At 35.8% G+C, this 17,975-nt stretch carries 15 protein-coding genes; 5 read left to right on the forward strand and 10 right to left on the reverse strand.

All coding sequences use genetic code 11. From position 1 onward, the window contains the following. Positions 1-167: 167 nt before the first annotated feature. The 5 genes from J3495_RS02595 to J3495_RS02615 form a co-directional block, all read right to left on the reverse strand. Positions 168-1,523 (reverse strand): hypothetical protein, encoded by a 1,356-nt coding sequence (locus J3495_RS02595; RefSeq protein ID WP_210665010.1) that lies wholly within the window; start codon positions 1,521-1,523, stop codon positions 168-170. Positions 1,524-1,731: 208 nt separating this feature from the next. After that, positions 1,732-2,145 carry a hypothetical protein gene (locus J3495_RS02600; RefSeq protein ID WP_210665011.1) on the reverse strand — a complete coding sequence of 138 codons (414 nt, stop codon included), beginning with the start codon at positions 2,143-2,145 and terminating at the stop codon, positions 1,732-1,734. Positions 2,146-3,197: 1,052 nt separating this feature from the next. Continuing rightward, a complete protein-coding gene (locus J3495_RS02605) occupies positions 3,198-4,286 on the reverse strand; it encodes an efflux RND transporter periplasmic adaptor subunit (RefSeq protein ID WP_210665012.1) in 1,089 nt (362 codons plus the stop codon). Between the two features lie 114 nt (positions 4,287-4,400). After that, positions 4,401-7,682 (reverse strand): efflux RND transporter permease subunit, encoded by a 3,282-nt coding sequence (locus tag J3495_RS02610; RefSeq protein WP_210665013.1) that lies wholly within the window; start codon positions 7,680-7,682, stop codon positions 4,401-4,403. 11 nt (positions 7,683-7,693) lie between these two features. Further along, complete coding sequence (locus J3495_RS02615; RefSeq protein WP_210665014.1) at positions 7,694-9,076, reverse strand: TolC family protein; 1,383 nt, start codon at positions 9,074-9,076, stop codon at positions 7,694-7,696. Positions 9,077-9,241: 165 nt separating this feature from the next. Between J3495_RS02615 and J3495_RS02620 the strand changes: the two genes are divergently transcribed. Together J3495_RS02620 and J3495_RS02625 are read left to right on the forward strand one after the other, a co-directional pair. Further along, positions 9,242-10,282 carry a sensor histidine kinase gene (locus tag J3495_RS02620; RefSeq protein ID WP_210665015.1) on the forward strand — a complete coding sequence of 347 codons (1,041 nt, stop codon included), beginning with the start codon at positions 9,242-9,244 and terminating at the stop codon, positions 10,280-10,282. Then, the gene (locus J3495_RS02625; protein WP_210665016.1) at positions 10,279-10,983 is read left to right on the forward strand and encodes a LytR/AlgR family response regulator transcription factor; all 705 of its coding nucleotides are present in this window, start codon (positions 10,279-10,281) and stop codon (positions 10,981-10,983) included. Before J3495_RS02620 ends, J3495_RS02625 begins: the two co-directional genes overlap by 4 nt. An 89-nt stretch (positions 10,984-11,072) precedes the next feature. On the opposite strand, the gene J3495_RS02630 is transcribed toward J3495_RS02625, so the two are convergent. The 5 genes from J3495_RS02630 to J3495_RS02650 all read right to left on the reverse strand — a co-directional run bounded on the left by J3495_RS02630 (position 11,073) and on the right by J3495_RS02650 (position 14,836). Next, the gene (locus J3495_RS02630) at positions 11,073-11,795 is read right to left on the reverse strand and encodes a DUF4386 domain-containing protein (RefSeq protein ID WP_210665017.1); all 723 of its coding nucleotides are present in this window, start codon (positions 11,793-11,795) and stop codon (positions 11,073-11,075) included. A 128-nt stretch (positions 11,796-11,923) separates the two neighbouring features. Then, complete coding sequence (locus tag J3495_RS02635) at positions 11,924-12,688, reverse strand: SDR family NAD(P)-dependent oxidoreductase (protein WP_210665018.1); 765 nt, start codon at positions 12,686-12,688, stop codon at positions 11,924-11,926. 135 nt (positions 12,689-12,823) lie between these two features. Further along, positions 12,824-13,747: a helix-turn-helix domain-containing protein gene (locus J3495_RS02640; RefSeq protein ID WP_210665019.1), complete on the reverse strand. Its 924-nt coding sequence runs from the start codon at positions 13,745-13,747 to the stop codon at positions 12,824-12,826. A gap of 94 nt (positions 13,748-13,841) precedes the next feature. Next, on the reverse strand, positions 13,842-14,402 hold the full coding sequence (locus J3495_RS02645) for a 2'-5' RNA ligase family protein (protein WP_210665020.1): 561 nt from the start codon (positions 14,400-14,402) through the stop codon (positions 13,842-13,844). A gap of 119 nt (positions 14,403-14,521) precedes the next feature. Then, positions 14,522-14,836: a hypothetical protein gene (locus J3495_RS02650; RefSeq protein WP_210665021.1), complete on the reverse strand. Its 315-nt coding sequence runs from the start codon at positions 14,834-14,836 to the stop codon at positions 14,522-14,524. 239 nt (positions 14,837-15,075) lie between these two features. On the opposite strand from J3495_RS02650, the gene J3495_RS02655 reads away from it, so the two are divergent. From J3495_RS02655 to J3495_RS02665, 3 genes are all read left to right on the forward strand, one after another. Continuing rightward, a complete protein-coding gene (locus J3495_RS02655) occupies positions 15,076-15,750 on the forward strand; it encodes a response regulator transcription factor (protein ID WP_210665022.1) in 675 nt (224 codons plus the stop codon). A 1-nt stretch (position 15,751) separates the two neighbouring features. After that, positions 15,752-17,140, forward strand: a complete 1,389-nt coding sequence (locus J3495_RS02660; RefSeq protein WP_210665023.1) for a HAMP domain-containing sensor histidine kinase — start codon at positions 15,752-15,754, stop codon at positions 17,138-17,140. Between the two features lie 77 nt (positions 17,141-17,217). Then, positions 17,218-17,940: a hypothetical protein gene (locus tag J3495_RS02665; protein WP_210665024.1), complete on the forward strand. Its 723-nt coding sequence runs from the start codon at positions 17,218-17,220 to the stop codon at positions 17,938-17,940. The last annotated feature ends 35 nt before the right edge of the window (positions 17,941-17,975 follow it).

Consider the following 17,975-nt stretch of genomic DNA (forward strand, 5'->3'; position numbering starts at 1 on the left):
CACTATAGCCTCTTGAAATTCTTAGAATTCATTTATCGAAAAACCCATAAGGGATGGATGTAGAGCGGTTCCGTTCAACAGGAGTTTCATTGTTGGCTTTTCAAGCCCAACGAAACTCTAGCTATTAGTGGTAGCTTTTTTTCTCACGCAAATTTCAATATTAAATGCTATTCTTGTTTCTTATCCTTCACAATATCGAAATGACAGTGCAAATCGTCAATTGTATTCATCGTACTAATTGTATTAACACAATGTATTAAAAAAAATAGTCCGCACAATGTGACGCTATAATAACTTTCCACATCAATTGCCAACTCGATACGATTGTGTACATATTTATCCCTGATATCATAAAGTCGTCTGATGTTTGTACGCATTACTTCTTGATCTCCTATGTGTAATTTTGGGATTACATTTTTTTTTAATATCGTTTCTCCTTTAGCTTTATAATTGTTTTTTGGAATTATTAATGTTTCAAAGAACGAAATCAAGTTTATTATTCGTTCATAAAGATTTGAAAAGCTGTTTAGTGAGCCAAATTGAATAATTGCATTCTCAATGTCGTAATATATTTCTACGTTTCGTTTTGATATTATGAACTGATGAAAGAGGAATAATCCATCTTTCATTATTTTGTTAAGTTCAGCTTGACCAATGGAAATAGGTTGTGTATTTGTTGGAAATTCTACATTAAATCCAATATTTTGAAAGTTTCCAATATGACTTAAATATTCTACTTTGTCGACAACTCTATAATCAAAATCTACATTAAATGTGTCAACGCCAATCCTCAGCATCTGCGGAAAAAGAAAACATTTTAGAGAGTTTACGGATAATCTAATCTCTTTTTTAGCAAGTTCAACACATTTACTTTCTACTCCAAAAACAGTAACTGTAGCAAGGGGTGTGTTTACAAATGAATTAAAGATCTTATTCCAATCCTCTAACTTCATATCTCTACCATTTTTATTAGCTTCTGCACTTGTTGTCTCAAAGACTTTTAAACTATCGTTTTGGGACAATTGATGAAAATGACAATTACCGACTTGAAAAGGAGTTTGTATTTCTAGAGCTTTAATTATGAAATCATAATGGCGTTGTTTAGCTTTTTCCTCTATTTTAGTAACAACAAAATCATACAGTTCGACAGTTGCTATCTTAGAGACATAAATCCCAATCATCCAATCAAATGTAACTTTTACAATGAATTTATAATCTGCAACACGATTAATAAAGTCAATAGATAAAAATTGTTCAACCAAAAACTTAAATTGGTTGTAATCCGATTCATTAATTATGATTTCTTCATTCGGTAATCGAGCTCCAATGTTGACATTATTATTGAAAATATCAAGGTTTGAGAATTGAGAAATGGAATCGTCAGCAATTTGAAGCGTGGGTATACCTGCTTCATTATCTCTGCGTTCCTCTTCTAAACTTCTTGTGGTTTTGATTATAGGTCTTGATTTTACTAATTCAAAAACCTTGTACCCATTTTGATTTATAGATAATATTGAATCCATTATTATTTATGCTCGTTTTATTTGTCATCACGAAAAGTTACCACTAACGTTCCCTTGCTACAAGAGGTTTGGGATTAAAAATGCGTAATCTTTCGGATTTGCCTAAACTTCCCAAATACAAGACCATTTTCAAATTAAGCCAAATGCCCAAATCTCTTGTAACAAGTGTTATGCACAGTATTTTATCGTTCAGATTTTCCAATCTTTTTTATTTTATTTTACCTTGTTTTATAAACTTTGAAATACTATCATTATTATCTAAATCTAATAATGAATTTGCAATTTTCAAATTATAAAGAGAATCATTTTTGATTGTGCATTGAATTAAAAAATAAGAAGTTCCGATTCCTCCTTGTATGTAAGACAATCTCCATTCGTTATTTTTCACAGCTAATAATTTTAACTGTCTAATTGGTGAATTTTCATTTTCTATATTGTCTGTCGCTTCGTAATCTTCATTCGGATTTGCAATTTTCAGATTCCCATTTATAGAAAGTAATACATCGTTAAGTTGTTTCGGAATTGAATCTTTATTGTTAATTTCTCTCCAGTCATTATTTAAGTTCTCTTTCTTCGAACAACTCAAAAACAGGAATAAAAAAATGATAGATATATTTTTCATAGAAGTCTTTTATTTACTGAACTTTCTGAATATTGTGCATAACTTGTTTATACCAGCCATAAAATGGCTCCAATCTACCCTAATTTAGGTGTATATAAGAGGTTCGGTCTGGTTTTATACTGTGTTTCTGTTTTCACAACAAAGCATCACAAATACTTCATTCATTCTAAAACAAATATAACAAATCCGGCATTATCATCTCTGAGGAAAACCGTAATGGTTGATTATTTATTTGGAGACAAGTATACCAATAAATAAATAGTGAGGAGCAGGTATTTATACCTGTTTTGAGGGTGTGTTTCGGTTTTGTGATGAAGTTTTTGGGTGTTGTTACGAAGTTTTTAGGTCTTTTCATATAGTTTTTAGGTGCTATCATGAAGTGTTTGGGTTGTTTACCTAAACGTTTAGGTCGGGAACCTAAAACTTTGCTCTCGGAACCTAAAAACTTCATGATGGAACCTAAACGTTTGGGTCTAAAACCTAAACTTTGAGGTTCCGAACCCCTCGGTTGGGGTTCTGAGGTGCTCGGTTGGGGTTCGGAAACCCAAATTTGACGTTCGGAACGTCAAATTTGACCCCCAAGGACGTCAAATTTGACGTCGGGAACCCAATTTTTGACGTTCGGAACCCCAAAGATGAGGCTCGACACGTCAAATTTGGGCCTCAGGACGTCATCGATGGAGCTTGGAACCCCAAACGAGCTGTTTTTTGAGCATTTACTTTACAAATAAAGCCTTTCGAAACTAAAATTTCAAAAGGCTTTTTAAGAAAGGGGTTAGGTATAGCTACTTAGTTTGTCGTTACGCTTGTCTGAATTGCATTTATAGTAGTCTGGATGGTGTTGCTTCGGGATATTTTGATTTGACTACTAAATGCCATAGCCCTGATAGGAGCGGTATCCTTTTTAGGCACACTAAATAGCCTCGCTACCTGAAACGAACTGCCTAAAAAGATAAAGCGAATAGCAGGAACCAGCTCCTGAAAAAAAAATGCTGCAAAACCTAAGTCTTACAGCACTTCTTAAACAAATCAATTCTATAGGTACAGGGTATTTATTCGTTTACAACATCACCTTCCTTAATTTCTTCGCTGGCTATTTTTACGAGTTTGTCGTTGGCGTTGAGGTCGCCAAAGATTTCTATTTTATCGTCTATTTCTCTGCCTTTTTTTACATCGACTCTTGTGGCTTTGTGGTTGAGGACTTTGATGACAAAAGTTCCTTCTGCCGAATTGACAAAGGCCGATTTTGGCACTACAAACGTGCTGTCTTTCGCGTTAAGTGGCAATACAACTTCGGCTACCATTCCGGGTAACAAATCGCCTCGGGTGTTTTGCACATCCATTTCTACACGCTCTGAGCGCAATTTTAGGTCTAAGGCACCCGACATTCTCTGAATCTTGGCTTTGAAGGTTTCGGGTAACGATTTTACGCTAAAACTCATTTCGTCGCCATTGTGCAAATAACCCGTGTACAACTCCGGAACCGATACTGCCAAACGCAATTTGCTTTGCTGCTGAAGGGTAAGCAAAGGCAAATCTGAGCCTTTTCCTGCAGGACCAACGTAAGTCCCTAAGTTGACGTTTCTGGCCGAAACGATTCCGTCAAAAGGTGCACGAATTTCGAGATAACCTCTCATAATCGCTACTTCTTTGTGTGCGGCAACAGCGGCTTGGTATTGGGCATAATCAGAGTTTTTCTTTCCGCTTGCCATTTCCAGGTCGTTTTTAGAAATCGTTCCTTCTACTTTGCTGGTTTCGTACAAACGGTTGTAGGTACTTTTGCTCGTAGTATAAATGGCTTCCATCGATCGCAGCCTTGATTCGGCGGCAGCCAATTGCGAACTGATTTCGGGTGCTTCTAAAACGATTAAAAGTTGTCCTTTTTTTACTTTTGTACCAATGTCTACTTTTAGCAATTTTACAAAACTGCTCACTTTTGCATACAAATCTACTTGCTGAAAACCTGTTAATTCGGCTGGTAGGCGGAGTTCTGTAGCTAGTTTTTCTTTTTGCAACAGAAAGGTTTCTGTTTTGGGTTCAATTTCTGCCGTAACCGTTTCTTCTTTTTTAGAATTACAACTGTTCAGGAAAAATACGGCTATAAAAAATAGCGCTGTCGATTGTAGTATTTTAGTGTTCATTTTATGATTTTATATGATTAATGTCTTGTTTAATAAAAGCGGATGGGATAAAAGTGTATCGAAGTTTTTCATCGATTGGACTTTCAACTTTATGACTTTCAAACTTTATGACTTTCAAACTTTCGACTTACTTATTGATGAGATATAATGAATGCTTTCTTCGTCTTCGGGATCCAGCGAAACAGATTGCGTAGAGGTATGTTCTTGTGCCCATGCAAAGATAAGCGGCAAGATAAGCAACACGGCAAAAGTGGAGAATAATAACCCGCCAATTACGGCTCTGCCTAACGGCGAAACCTGATCGCCACCTTCGCCATGACCAATAGCCATTGGCAACATTCCAGCAATCATGGCTACCGATGTCATGATAATAGGACGCAAACGCAAGGCTGCTGCTTCACGCGCCGATTCTAAGGCGTTACCATTTATTTTTCGGAGTTGTTCGGCATTCGTGACCAACAAAACGGCATTGGCGATAGAAACTCCCACCGACATGATGATCCCCATGTACGATTGTAGATTTAGGGTAGAACCTGTAAGTGTCAACATTAATAACGCTCCTAAAACTACCGCAGGAACTGTCGTCAAGATCACCAAAGAAATTTTGAACGACTGAAAATTAGCGGCTAACATTAAGAAGATTACAAAGATGGCAACCAATAATCCGACTTGTAAACTGCTTAATGTTTCGCTCAATACTTTACTCAAACCAATAGGCGTGATGAATAAACCACGTGGTAATTCTCCCAGCGAATGGATGGTTGCATCAACATCTTTTACTGCCGTACCTAAATCGGTCTGGCTGATGTTGGCTGTAACGGTAATGTATGGCATAGCCCCTAAATTGTCATTTTCGCCGCTTACAACAGCGGGAGTTATTTTGGCTACATCGCTTAAAACAGGACGTAACGAATTTTTTAGTACCGGAATTTCTCCAATATCTGTTTTGCTTTTCATTTTATTTAAAGGCACCTGAACCTGAACATTATAAGAGAGTCCCGCTTTTTCATCAATCCAGGTGTTTTTCTCGGTATAACGTGACGATGAGGTTGAGGCGATTAACGAACGTGAAATATCATTCATATCAACACCTAATTCGGCGGCACGTGTACGGTCGATATCAATGTTCATCGCCGGATAATGTATCGGCTGACCGATTTGTACGTCTCTGAAATAAGCTATTTTTTGCAGTTTTTCGACAATCTGATTGGCGTACAACTCATTTCTTTTTTTGTCTTTTCCTGCAATTCTCACCTCGATAGGAGTGGGAGAACCCTGACTCAGAACTTTATCGGTTAGCTCGATTGGCTCAAAAGAAATCTTGACATCGGGAAGAATTTTTTTCAAACGGGCTCTGAACTCGTCTTTAAAATCATCCATATCCACATGATATTCTTTTAAACTTACCTGAAAAACAGCTTCGTGCGAACCCGCCATAAACAAATAAATGGGGTTGATTGAGAACAAAGACGGGTGTTGTCCCACATAAACAGACGTAATGCCGATGTGTTCTTTGCCCACCATTTTGTCTAATTCTTTGAGCACCATAATCGCTTTTTCTTCGGTGCGTTCTAAACGGGTTCCGTCCGGAGCACGCATTCTAAGCTGAAACTGACTTGAATTCACTTTAGGAAAAACATCTTTTCCGATAAAAGAAATAAAGACAACGGCAAGAACCGTGATACCGATAAGATAGGTGAGTCCTGCTATTTTTTTGTAAGGAAAGAGACGATCTAGGGTTTTCATAAATCGCATTCGGAACCTCTCAAAAGCACCTATTTTTCCGTTGCCATCAGCATCCGTTCTTTCAACATAATCTTTTTTCTGAGTGATCAATTGTTTCTCAGATTCTGGGGTAAGTCCACACGCATTAAACTCGGCTTCGTCATCTGTAATATTGGATGCATGCTCGTGTTTTGGATGCGCTTTCATCAGCCAGTTTGCCATTACAGGAACAAAAGTCTGCGAGAGTAAAAACGAAATCACCATCGAGAATCCGATCGCTAATGCTAATGGCAAAAACAACGCTCCGGGAATACCAACCATTGTAAAGGCGGGTGCAAAAACCGCCAAAATACAAAGCAAAATCAATAATTTTGGCAACGCAATTTCCTGACAGGCATCCCAGATAGCGAGTGCTTTGGGTTTGCCCATGTCGAGATGCTGGTGAATGTTTTCGATGGTAACGGTACTTTCATCCACCAAAATTCCGATTGCCAAAGCCAGTCCGCTCAACGACATTAAGTTGATGGTTTGCCCGAATAATTTCAAAAATAAAACGCCCGAAATTATCGAGATCGGAATCGTAAGAATCACGATCAGAGCCGCGCGCCGGTCTCCTAAAAACAAGAGAACCATTAATCCTGTCAGTACAGCACCGATAATTCCCTCGGTAACCAAACTTTTTACCGAATTGATCACATACACCGATTGGTCAAATTCGTATGATAATTGCACGTCTTCAGGAAGCGTACTCTGAATCTTAGGCAATTCGGCCTTTAATTTTTGTACCACATCCCAAGTCGAGGCGTCTCCCGCTTTGGCAATACTGATATATACCGAGCGTTTTCCGTTTACCAAAGCATAACCCGCAGTAATATCGGCACCGTCTTTTACACTTGCTACATCGCCCAGCGTTAGGTTTTGAACGCCACCTTTGAACAACGGAATTTTCTCGAAATCTTTGACTTCTTTGATCGTATTATTGGTAGGAGTAAGGTAGTTTTTATCGCCAATTCTCACGTTTCCGGAAGGAGCGGTTTGGTTGTTGAGTTTGATGGCTTCTACGATTTGATCGGGCGTCATGTTGTGTGAGCGCAACAAATCGGGATCAACGTTTACCTCAATAGTTCTTGGGCTTCCGCCAAAGGGAGCCGGCGACAATAAACCCGGAATAGAGGTAAAGGAAGCACGAACGTAAACATTTGCCAAATCCTGCAACTCATTATTAGACCTGATTTTACTGCTCAAAACCAATTGGCCGATAGGTAAAGAGGAAGCATCAAAACGAATGATAAACGGAGGTTGTGTCCCGGGAGGAAATGCCGCCTGAATTCTGTTTGATAAAGCACTCAGCTCAGCTGCCGCTTGTGCCATATTGGTGTTTTCGTAATAGGTCAGTTTCATGATCATCAACCCCTGAATATTCTTGGTTTCGACCGATTTTACACCATTGGCAAAAGGAAGAATGTTGACGTAGTTTTTAGCAAAATAAGCTTCCATCTGGTCTGGAGTATACCCACCAAAAGGATGCGCAATATAAATCACCGGCAGATTCATCTTAGGCAAAATATCGACTTTGATGTCTTTGATGGCGCCAATTCCGAAGAAAAATAAACCCGCTACCAGTACCAATATCGAGATGGGTTTGCGGAGTGCAAAACGTATTAAATTCATTGGTTTTTTAATTAAAATTCATTTATAAATAAGTCAAAATTGCCAGTGGCTGCTACTTTCAATAAAAATGATTGCCACACATTATTGTTTACAATGTCTCGGTCGATTTCGGCACGGTTGAGTGTGTACATTATTTGTGTTAAATCGGTTAAAGTGGTCAATCCGTTTTTGTACAAAGTCGATTTTTGCAGATAGGCTTGTCGTGCAGCATTGACTTGAATTGGTGCTTCTGCAAAATTTTCTAAACTGACTTTTATTTTATCATCGGCAAAATTCAACTGCGATTTTAATTCTCTGTCTGCCTGATTGTATTCTTCCTGCAAGGCTTGCGAAACCAATTTTTGGGCGCTTACTTGCTTGCTGGATCTAAAAGGAGTGGTAAGATTCCAGGTGATTCCAACCCCTACCAAATAGTTGGTTCGGTCAGGATTTATGCCGTCCCAGTAGTTTCTCGTAAAAGCAGTTTGGTCTGTGGCATACGATGAATCAAATCCAGAAGCTCTGGTTTGCAAAACACCAAAAGCCGTCATGGTTGGATAATAAAAACGTTTGAACAATTTGACTTGCTGGTTGCTGTACTCCATTTTTGTTTTGTAAAACTGAAGCAATGGATGCAGGCTGTCTGTAGCAACTCCCGCCAATAGTTCTCTCGGAATCTGATTGACAAAAAGGGTGTCTGTCGCAAAATCCTGAGGAGCAATCCCCATCAAATCGACCAATTTATTGTTTTGTTCCTTAACGAAATTTTTTGCCAGATTCAGCGCAATTTTAGCTTTAGAAACTTCGGCGGTAGCCAATGTAGAATCAACTCCGGCCAATAATCCGTTTTTTACTCTTGCCGCGGCGGTTCTCTTAAAAACCTCGGCTCGGCTTAAATTTTTTTGTTGTGAAATCAACAATCTTTGGCTGGCCAATAAATTTAGATAAGCGGCAGTAATTTTTATTTTTTGTTGAAATTCTTCCTGTTGCAGATCTTTTTCTTTGCTGTTTACTTCTATTTTTGCCAAATTGATTTTTTCCTGTGTTTTTCCGAAAGTAAAAAAATCCCAGTTCATGTTGACCAAATAGAGCGCTCCAAAAGCCGAGTTCCAGTTTTGTTCAGGAAGCGGAAGCCCAGACGAAGCGACTCCAAGACCTCCAAAACCATACAAGGGACCATTTTGCCCGTTTACTGTTCCATAATCTTGTTGCGCAGACAAATTAAGATTGGGCAAATAATCGCGTTTCGATTGTTTTAGCGTTTCCCGAGATGCATTGGTATAGTTGCTTTTTGCTTTTATAGCACCGTAATTTTCTAAACCAGTTTTGATTGCCTCTTTTAAAGACAAGGTTTGTGAAAAACCGTTGGCAGCGAAAATCAAGAAAAATAATAAAGTAATTTTTTTGAAATACATAAAACTCAAATTGTGAAATTGTGAGACAAAATTATTTCACTTGCAGCGATATGTGCCTTCTTAAATGATGTAATACACTAATAAATGACGAATTGAATTGGTCATTTATTGGGAATAAAAATTAAAAAAATGTGGTTAATTTGTAGACTATTTAAGTTTTAAAAAATGAATAAGAAATTTGATAACATGTTAGACAACAAATGGTGGCAGGAAGTTGCCGTTGTTCTCTTTTCGTTTACGATTTATACCTTAAAGAATGATTGGATGCTTTTTAGCTCTTTTACGTCTATTCTGATGGGTATTTTTTTCTACTTTATTCTTTACATGCACGCTCAGTTCAATCGTTTTTTTTTACTTCCTATATTATTTAAAGAGCAAAAACCTGTTACCTATTTATTTTTAACACTTTTTGGGGTGTTACTTTTTTCTGTCTTTTTATACGAAATAACGACCTTAGAAATGTTTGCTAATTGTCATTTGTATCAAAATTCACATCAGCGAAGTTATGTTTATCAACTGGCTAGCGTTTTGGGGACTTTAGTGTGTATTTTGAGTCCGATTATTGTTTTTAAGTTTTATCATATCCATAAAAAACAAACAGACGAAACGTTGCTTTTTAATCAGATGCAGCTTAATTCGTTAAAAGGGCAGTTGAATCCACATTTTTTATTCAATACTTTTAATACCCTGTATGGAATTAGCCTTGAATTTCCGGAAAGAACCTCTGATCTGATCATGAAAGTGTCGCAATTGATGCGTTATCAATTAGAGAGCAACAACAAACAATATGTCTCGCTGGAGGACGAACTGGAGTTTATCAACAGCTACATTCAGCTCGAAAAAGAGCGTGTAGGATACCGTTGCGTTATTGAGTACGATTGTAAAATTGACAATGAAAATGCCTATAAAATTTCGCCAATGCTCTTGATTGCTTTTATCGAAAATGCCTTCAAACATGGTACTTGCGCTATCGAAAAATGCTATGTTCGTATTTTTATAATAGTAGAAAATGGTGTATTGCATCTGCATGTTGTCAATTCGATTCCACAGAAAAAAACAGCTGTAGTTTCGACTAAGATTGGTATTAAAAACACAACCGAACGTCTGAATCTCCTTTACGGGAAAAATTACAAACTTGATATTCAGGAACATAAAGCCACCTACATCGTTGACTTGAAATTGCAACTTAAAAAGTTGGTAGAATGAAGGAAACAAAAAAATGTATTATTGTAGACGATGAGCCGGCAGCACATTATGTTTTGTCTAATTACATCAAGCAAAATCCGCAGCTAGAATTGGTTTTTCAGGGGTATAATGGTATTGAAACGATGGATTATTTGCGAGAAAACAAAGTAGATCTGATGTTTTTGGATATTAACATGCCTGAAATTTCTGGAATGGAATTGCTCAAAATTCTTCCCATTCAGCCCAAAACGATTCTAACCACCGCTTATTCTGAATTTGCATTAGAAAGTTATGATTATGGTGTGATTGATTATTTGCTGAAACCTATTTATTTTCCTCGATTTCTAAAAGCAATTGATCGTTTTTTTTCGATAGAAAACACAAAAAATCAAGAGGAACAAATCACGGCCAACTCGGTGATCGTAAAGGTAGACGGGCATTTGGTCGACATTGAGTTGAGCCAGCTTTTGTTTGCGCAAAGTTTTGGCAACTATGTAAAATTGCACACAATAAAAAGAACCTATTTGGCTTCTATTACCACGAGCGAATTTGAAAAATGTTTACCAGAAAAAAGCTTTCTTCGCATCCATAAATCGTACATTGTTGCGATTGATAAAATAGAAGGAACAGACAAAGATTTTGTTATTATTAAAAAAGAAAAATTACCAATTGGCATTACTTACAAAAGAGAATTGACAGACCGATTGAAGAATAAAAGTTAGAAATAATGCTTACTAATTCAATTATTTCAAAAAAGAAGCCTACTAAGATTTATTTCTTGTAGGCTTTTTTGATATTTTTATCTTTCAGATTATGAGATATTTAACTTTTTTTTCCAGATAGGGAGGTTTACTCCTTTAAAAATCAGCCAGAGGCTAAGTGTTAATTCTGCGATCAAGCAAGGTAATAATACTACCATACTAGAAAGTTGTGGTGCGAGGATTAAGGCAAAGCTGTTCGTTAAATAACACAATCCGGCGATCGACATCAGAATGCCGATTATTTTTGGGAAGTAACCCGACTTAAAAAGTAAATAACCTTCTATAAGACATACAAATCCGAAAAATATCAGCCCAACACCAAAACCAAAATTATGCAGTTTTATAGAAAGATAAGAGAGCGCATGCAATTGATCCTGACTAAAAGATTTTAGGTAATCGGATTCTCCTAAAAAGAATAAAGCAGCAAAAAGGTTTAATTTGTTCGCTACCAAAACAGCAGTCTGAATCAGGTTAAAAGACAAATTAAGAACTGCCAGTTTTTTACTTACAGGTTTGAGTAAAAAATAGAGCAGAATCATTACCGGTAAATCACAAATTTGCATAATCAAATCGGCAGTAATGCCAATTTTCCATAAAAATGGAGAATGTATAATATTATTTGCAGTTGCTGTCGCATCTCCAGAAACAATTAATTTATTTCTAACAAAGGTTTCTGCAAAAAATCCAGCTACGATAATAAGTAAATATAATAATCCGGCGATTCGGGCATAAACTTGCGGAGAGGTTTCGAAATTCTTAAAATTAAGTTTCATAATGGTTGGTTTAGTTGTATTTTAAGACGTCTAAAGCTTATAAATGTTACAAAAATCTTAATTTTTAAGAAATAAAAACTCCAGCAGACTTTTAAAATCTACTGGATTTAATTTAATAAAAGATAGTTTTACAGCATCATTCCGCCAGAAACTTCGATGCGTTGAGCGTTTACCCAGCGTGCTTCTTCGGTACACAAAAAAGCAACTACACCACCAATATCATCAGGCAAGCCAACTCTTCCTAAGGCAGTCAGCGAAGCGATCTGTTGATTGACTTGGTCGTTGTCACGAACCAGTCCTCCACCAAAATCGGTTTCAATAGCGCCCGGAGCCACCACATTTACTTTAATTTTTCTTTCTCCCAATTCTTTTGCCTGGTATTTTGTCAAGGTTTCAATTGCACCTTTCATAGCCGCATACGCTGCGTAGCCAGGGAATGAAAATCGTGCCAAACCTGTTGAAATATTGATAATTCCGCCTCCGTCATTTAGTACATTTAAGGCTTTTTGAGTCAGGAAAAAAGGCCCTTTAAAATGAATGTTGGTCAATTGATCAAATTCGGCTTCGGAAGTTGCTGCAAATGAATTATGAATTCCGATACCTGCATTATTTACTAAAAAGTCAAATTTATTAGTATTAAAAACATTTTTTAAAGCGGTAGAAACACTTTCGAAAAAAGTATCAAAACTACCTGAATCTGTTACATTCAACTGAATTGCAACTGCTTTTTGACCCAGATTTTCAATTTCTTTTACAACTGTTTCAGCTTCGTCTCTTTTACTGTTGTACGTAATAATTATATCGATTCCTTTTTTAGCAATCGCGATTGCCATGTTTTTTCCTAAACCTCTGCTACCACCTGTAACTAGAGCAATTTTTGTATTTACTGCCATTTTATTTTTGTTTTAAATTGATAGGACAAAGATAGGATTGAAGTAGCGTCACCGATTTGCAAATATCAAATCGATGTTTGCGAAATTCAAATCGAGTGTTTCAAGTTTCAAAATCTAAAATTAGCAATCTACAATCTAAACTCTAAAAGCTAATGGAGTTAAAGAAGTTTGCTTTTTGAAGAAATTAGAAAAATGCGCCAACTCTTCAAAACCTAAAGAATAAGCAATTTCAGAGATGTTCCAGTCAGTTTGTTTTAAGAGAATTTTGGCTTCGCTGATCAATCGGGTGCTGATTAATTCGGTAGTAGTTTTTCCGGTATTTTCTTTTAAAACTTTGTTGAGGTGATTGACATGAACGGATAGTCTGTTGGCAAAATCCTTTGCTGTTCTGAGTTCCAGTCTCTGATGAGGTGATTCTATTGGGAATTGTCTTTCTAATAATTCTGCAAATAAAGAAGAAACTCTTGCGGCCGAATTGTGCTTGGAATAAAGGGCCGTAATAGGTTGTAATTTTTGCCCAAAATGAATCAGCTCTGCAACATAATTTCGAATCAAATCATATTTATAGACATAATCAGAACTGATTTCTTTTTGTATTTTACTGAAAATCAATTCGACTTCAACAACTTCTTTTTCAGAAAGTTGAAAGATAGGATAGCCATCAGAAGCAAAAATTGGGAGCGTATCCAGCTCAATTCCGCTTTTGTTTTTTGATAGAAATTCACTTGTAAAAACACAAAAATGACCCGATTGATTGATGTCCTGAGGCAGGTAATTATAAGGAATTTTGGGTGTAGCAAACAAAAGTGCGTATTGATCGATCTCGATAATTTTATCGGCATATTCGGCTCTGTTTTTTCCTTTAATCAAACTTATTTTGTAATATGCCCTTCGATCATAAGGCATAATCGATTTTCCCTGCAAGCGTTCGAGGATTTCTTTTATGTCAAAAACATTAAAATGACCAATTTCTTTTTGGATGTCATTGGGTAATAAAGAATGAGGCGTAACAGTCGAGCCTTGGGTAATATCCTGATAAAAAGAATCTAATGATTTCATAAAAAGAATTGTAAAATTCAAATATATGAAAATTCAAGAATATATTTTTATGAAGTTTCAGACTCTTTTTGTTTCTACTTTAAAAAAGTTGTATTCAAAACAAACTTCCCTGTACAAATTCAGGTTGCGGATTGCTATTGAAAGTAAAAGTATCGGTTACAAAAAATTGTTTTTTGGCAGGATCTAATTCTCGCAAAACGATAGAATCGCATAAAAAATTGATATCGATTGTGGTAAAAAGATGTGATGCTATTTTGATGCTTTCGGGAGTTAGTTTTCGACCAATAGAAATATGCGGGTCGGTACTTTTTTTGAGATTTGAAAGTCGTAATGTTTCCTGCGTTTTTTTCATGACAAACTTTAGCTTTTCTTTAGAATCATCTTTAGGAGCAATAAAGAAAGCGCCATTATCGTAAGTTCCAAAATGATCCAAATCGACTTGAAAAGGACTAAAACTATCACAAACTCTGCCCAATTTTGTTCTGATTTTTGCCACTTCGGTTTCGGTCAGTGTAAATTCGCAGATCGTGATATGTGGTGTGGCATTTTTACTATTGTACCAGCCAATTTTTTTAGACAAAAGTTCTTTCATGACCTTAATAGTCTGAATTATGGCCTCGGAAGGATAAATTGCCACAGAAAACTTTTTTTCCATTGTTTAGCGGTTTGGGTTTCACAAATTTAAAATTTAAATACTACGACAAACATTTCATGAAAATATTCTTTGAGGAATTTCAATTGTATTTTTAACAATACAAAAGCAGTTTTTTGTGTCTAAATTTTTCCTTTTAGATGCAATCGATGCAATATCTCCGATTTTAACAATCCGCTTCCGCCACCAAAATGTTCAATTACTTCTACTTCCGGGTGATGTTTGAGACAAAAAGTGGTAAATTCTTTTTCGACCTGATCTTCTATAGCAGAACTCAAAAGGACAATGTCGATTTTGTTTTTCAGAAAATAATCCTGAGCTAATTTCTCATCATCAAAACCAATGGCATTCCAATTTTCGTAATTGTTTACCAATCGCAATAAAGTCTCTAAAATAGGCTGATTTTTTCCGAGTATTAAGAATTCAAATGTTTTCATAATCACTAATTTGTAGTACAAATTTATCGTAAAAAAAATAATTTCAACTTAATCTAGGATAAGAAATAGGTTCTTTTAACGTGAAACATTCAAATTATTTTTCATGGTCGATTAGAGGTAATTACGAAGTATAAAATTGTTGTAATAAATTCATTTTTCATAATAAAATTATATAATTTCCAGATTGTAATTTTTATTTAGCAACAATTCTTATTTTTGTTAGATATACATTTTCTCAGATGAAATTACTAATAGTAGAAGACGAGCCCAATTTATTATCTATTTTACGGAAGGGATTTGCAGAGAACAATAACGAGGTAAGTGTTGCGCTTGATGGCAAAACTGCTCTTGAAATGATGTATAATTATACTTTTGATGTCGTTATTTTGGATGTCATGCTGCCCGATATCAACGGAATAGAAATTTGCAGAAGATTGCGAGCCAGTAAAAATTTTGTTCCTGTGCTACTTTTAACCGCTCTTGGAACCTCAGAAAATATTGTGACAGGTTTGAATGCGGGAGCTGATGATTATTTGGTAAAACCTTTTAAATTTGGAGAGTTGGAAGCTCGCGTAAACGCCCTAAATCGAAGAGCGAATCAGGAAACCGAGAAGATTGACTCGATCACTATAAGCGATCTCGAGATCAATGCCAAAGCAAAAACCGTAAAAAGAGAGGGAGAATTGATTGTTCTGACTGCCAAAGAATTTAAATTATTGTATTATCTGGCCAAAAACAAAGACATTATCGTATCTCGTGACCAAATTTTGGATAATGTCTGGGATATTAATTTTGATATGAATACCAATGTTGTCGATGTATATATCAATTATTTGAGAAAAAAAATAGACAAACCTTATGCTACCAAACTTATTCATACCATAAAAGGTTTGGGTTATGTTATAAAACCATAAAATGGATATAAGAAAAAAAATTACAATTACGTATGTTGCACTTTCGACCTTTAGCACGTTGCTATTGTGTATTGTTGTATTTGTTTTGTTTAGGGCAAATAATCAATATTATTTTTTAAAACGTTTGGAAGACAGAGCCAAAATTGTAGCGTCTATTCATTTTCAGAAAGATCTTGAGAAAATCAAGTATTACCGCAACCTTAAAAAAAATGGCTTAGAAGAACTTATAGAAGAAGAGGAGTTTGTTCTGCGGGTTAATAGTCAAAACAGCTTTGAGTACAATACCAATCTTAATTTGCCTAACGAGTTTTATACCAATATATTAAAGACTGGAAAAGACTTTTTTGAGGTAGATAATAAATATTATCTCGGGCAAATTTTTACCGAAAGCAATCAAAAATATATTGTAATTGTGGGCGCTCGTGATAGAAAAGGAAAAACAACGACCGTTTATATTGTAAAAATAATGCTTTTTGGTGGTATCGGATTTGTGTTTCTAGCTTTCTTTTTGGGAAGGTTTTTGGCAAAACGAGTTATTAATCCGGTGGCAAGAATAACCAAGGAGGTAAACAGAATTAGCGCATCTAATTTGCATAACAGACTTCCGGAAGTAAAAAATTCTGATGAAATTTCGGATCTGACGGCGACTTTTAATGATATGCTCGACAGATTAGAAACCTCATTTGAGATTCAGGCTAATTTTATAAATAATGCTTCGCACGAGCTAAAAACACCTATTACAACGATCATCGCAGAAGCCGAAATCATGTTGTTGAAAGATAGGGAAGTAGCAGAGTATAAAGAGTCGCTGGAGAATATTTACAGTCAGGCGTCACGATTAGGAAATCTAACAGAAAGCCTGCTAAAGCTCACGCAAACGGGCTATGATGGAAAAAAACAAGTACTTGATATTGCCAGAATCGATGAGTTATTGATGGAGGTGAAATCCGATTTGGATAAAATTTTTCCAGATAACCGAGTGAGTATCAAACTTAATTTTGCTCCAAAAGATTCTAATTTATTGCTATTGCCTTGTAACAAGCCTTTGTTAGAACTCGCTATTAATAATATTATCACTAATGGTGTCAAATACTCTGATAATAATGAGGTATTTGTAACGCTTTCTGCCAATCAGGAAATGATCAGGATTACGATTAACGATATTGGTATCGGGATTCCGCCAGAAGATATTCCGCATTTGTACGAGCCTTTCTTTAGAGGAAAAATTGCAACCAAATATATTGGTTATGGTTTAGGACTTCCTTTGGCATCTAAAATTATCCGTATGCATGACGGAGAATTACAAGTGCAATCGGAAGAAAATAAAGGTACAATTGTGACGATTATCTTTAAAAAATCCAACATTAAAATTTCTAATGTTAAATCTTAGGAATTTCTAATTTTAAATTAAGTCCCTTCTAATTTGGGAGAACTTATTTTGTAAGTGTAAACTAAACGATTATACTTATGAAAAATTTCCTTATACCTACCACCTTAAAAGACGATACTATTAGCGCTGTAAAAGCCGCCATTCATCAATCTAAACAAAATTCGTGCGAGATTATTTTAATGCTCGTTTCTGAAACCCCGGATACTTTTTCTGCCTCACATTTTTTACGCGAAATGAAAACAGGTCTTACCACTAGTCAGGAAGAAGTTTTAGAAACGTGTCGCTATATGGTTAATCATACTTCAAATTGCAAAATAAAAATACACAATCAGTACGGACTTTCGTTGCCTATTTTTAGAAATATTATTGAAGCTTTTACGGTAAAATTAGTGATTTTGCCACATTCTTATAAAAAAGAAACCAAGCGTATTCATCAGTATTTGATACAATTGGCAGGAAATCAAAAATGTCCGATTTTGCATTTAGGGGTAGAGCCATTCAAAGAAGATTCTAATAAAGCGCTTTACATCGAAAACGGCAAAGCCAATATGCATGTAAAAGATATTCAGCAGTTTTTGAGTGATAATTTTTCTTTTGAAATCGTGAGCCAAACAGCCAAGCTAGAAGACAATTACGAAGATTTGGCACCGTATTTAGACGAAGCTATTTCAAAGTATGATATTGATTTATTAGTTGAAACCCGAAAAGGAGAGAAAATAAAATTTCAAAAATCAAAAAAAGAAAGTATCAACGAGCGATTGGGATTACCTGTTTTATCACTTTATGAGGAGTTTGTTTAAGAGCTTAATTTTAAAAGCTAAGTTTAATTTAAAAC

Origin of the sequence: Flavobacterium geliluteum (assembly GCF_017948595.1) — a bacterium.
GTDB lineage: Bacteria > Bacteroidota > Bacteroidia > Flavobacteriales > Flavobacteriaceae > Flavobacterium > Flavobacterium flavipigmentatum.

What these genes read in the sequence shown, in the direction of transcription:
- J3495_RS02595 (WP_210665010.1), bottom strand. Translation starts at nt 1,523, where the DNA reads ATGGATTCAATATTATCTATAAATCAAAATGGGTACAAGGTTTTTGAA.
- J3495_RS02600 (WP_210665011.1), bottom strand. Translation starts at nt 2,145, where the DNA reads ATGAAAAATATATCTATCATTTTTTTATTCCTGTTTTTGAGTTGTTCG.
- J3495_RS02605 (WP_210665012.1), bottom strand. Translation starts at nt 4,286, where the DNA reads ATGAACACTAAAATACTACAATCGACAGCGCTATTTTTTATAGCCGTA.
- J3495_RS02610 (WP_210665013.1), bottom strand. Translation starts at nt 7,682, where the DNA reads ATGAATTTAATACGTTTTGCACTCCGCAAACCCATCTCGATATTGGTA.
- J3495_RS02615 (WP_210665014.1), bottom strand. Translation starts at nt 9,076, where the DNA reads ATGTATTTCAAAAAAATTACTTTATTATTTTTCTTGATTTTCGCTGCC.
- J3495_RS02620 (WP_210665015.1), top strand. Translation starts at nt 9,242, where the DNA reads ATGAATAAGAAATTTGATAACATGTTAGACAACAAATGGTGGCAGGAA.
- J3495_RS02625 (WP_210665016.1), top strand. Translation starts at nt 10,279, where the DNA reads ATGAAGGAAACAAAAAAATGTATTATTGTAGACGATGAGCCGGCAGCA.
- J3495_RS02630 (WP_210665017.1), bottom strand. Translation starts at nt 11,795, where the DNA reads ATGAAACTTAATTTTAAGAATTTCGAAACCTCTCCGCAAGTTTATGCC.
- J3495_RS02635 (WP_210665018.1), bottom strand. Translation starts at nt 12,688, where the DNA reads ATGGCAGTAAATACAAAAATTGCTCTAGTTACAGGTGGTAGCAGAGGT.
- J3495_RS02640 (WP_210665019.1), bottom strand. Translation starts at nt 13,747, where the DNA reads ATGAAATCATTAGATTCTTTTTATCAGGATATTACCCAAGGCTCGACT.
- J3495_RS02645 (WP_210665020.1), bottom strand. Translation starts at nt 14,402, where the DNA reads ATGGAAAAAAAGTTTTCTGTGGCAATTTATCCTTCCGAGGCCATAATT.
- J3495_RS02650 (WP_210665021.1), bottom strand. Translation starts at nt 14,836, where the DNA reads ATGAAAACATTTGAATTCTTAATACTCGGAAAAAATCAGCCTATTTTA.
- J3495_RS02655 (WP_210665022.1), top strand. Translation starts at nt 15,076, where the DNA reads ATGAAATTACTAATAGTAGAAGACGAGCCCAATTTATTATCTATTTTA.
- J3495_RS02660 (WP_210665023.1), top strand. Translation starts at nt 15,752, where the DNA reads ATGGATATAAGAAAAAAAATTACAATTACGTATGTTGCACTTTCGACC.
- J3495_RS02665 (WP_210665024.1), top strand. Translation starts at nt 17,218, where the DNA reads ATGAAAAATTTCCTTATACCTACCACCTTAAAAGACGATACTATTAGC.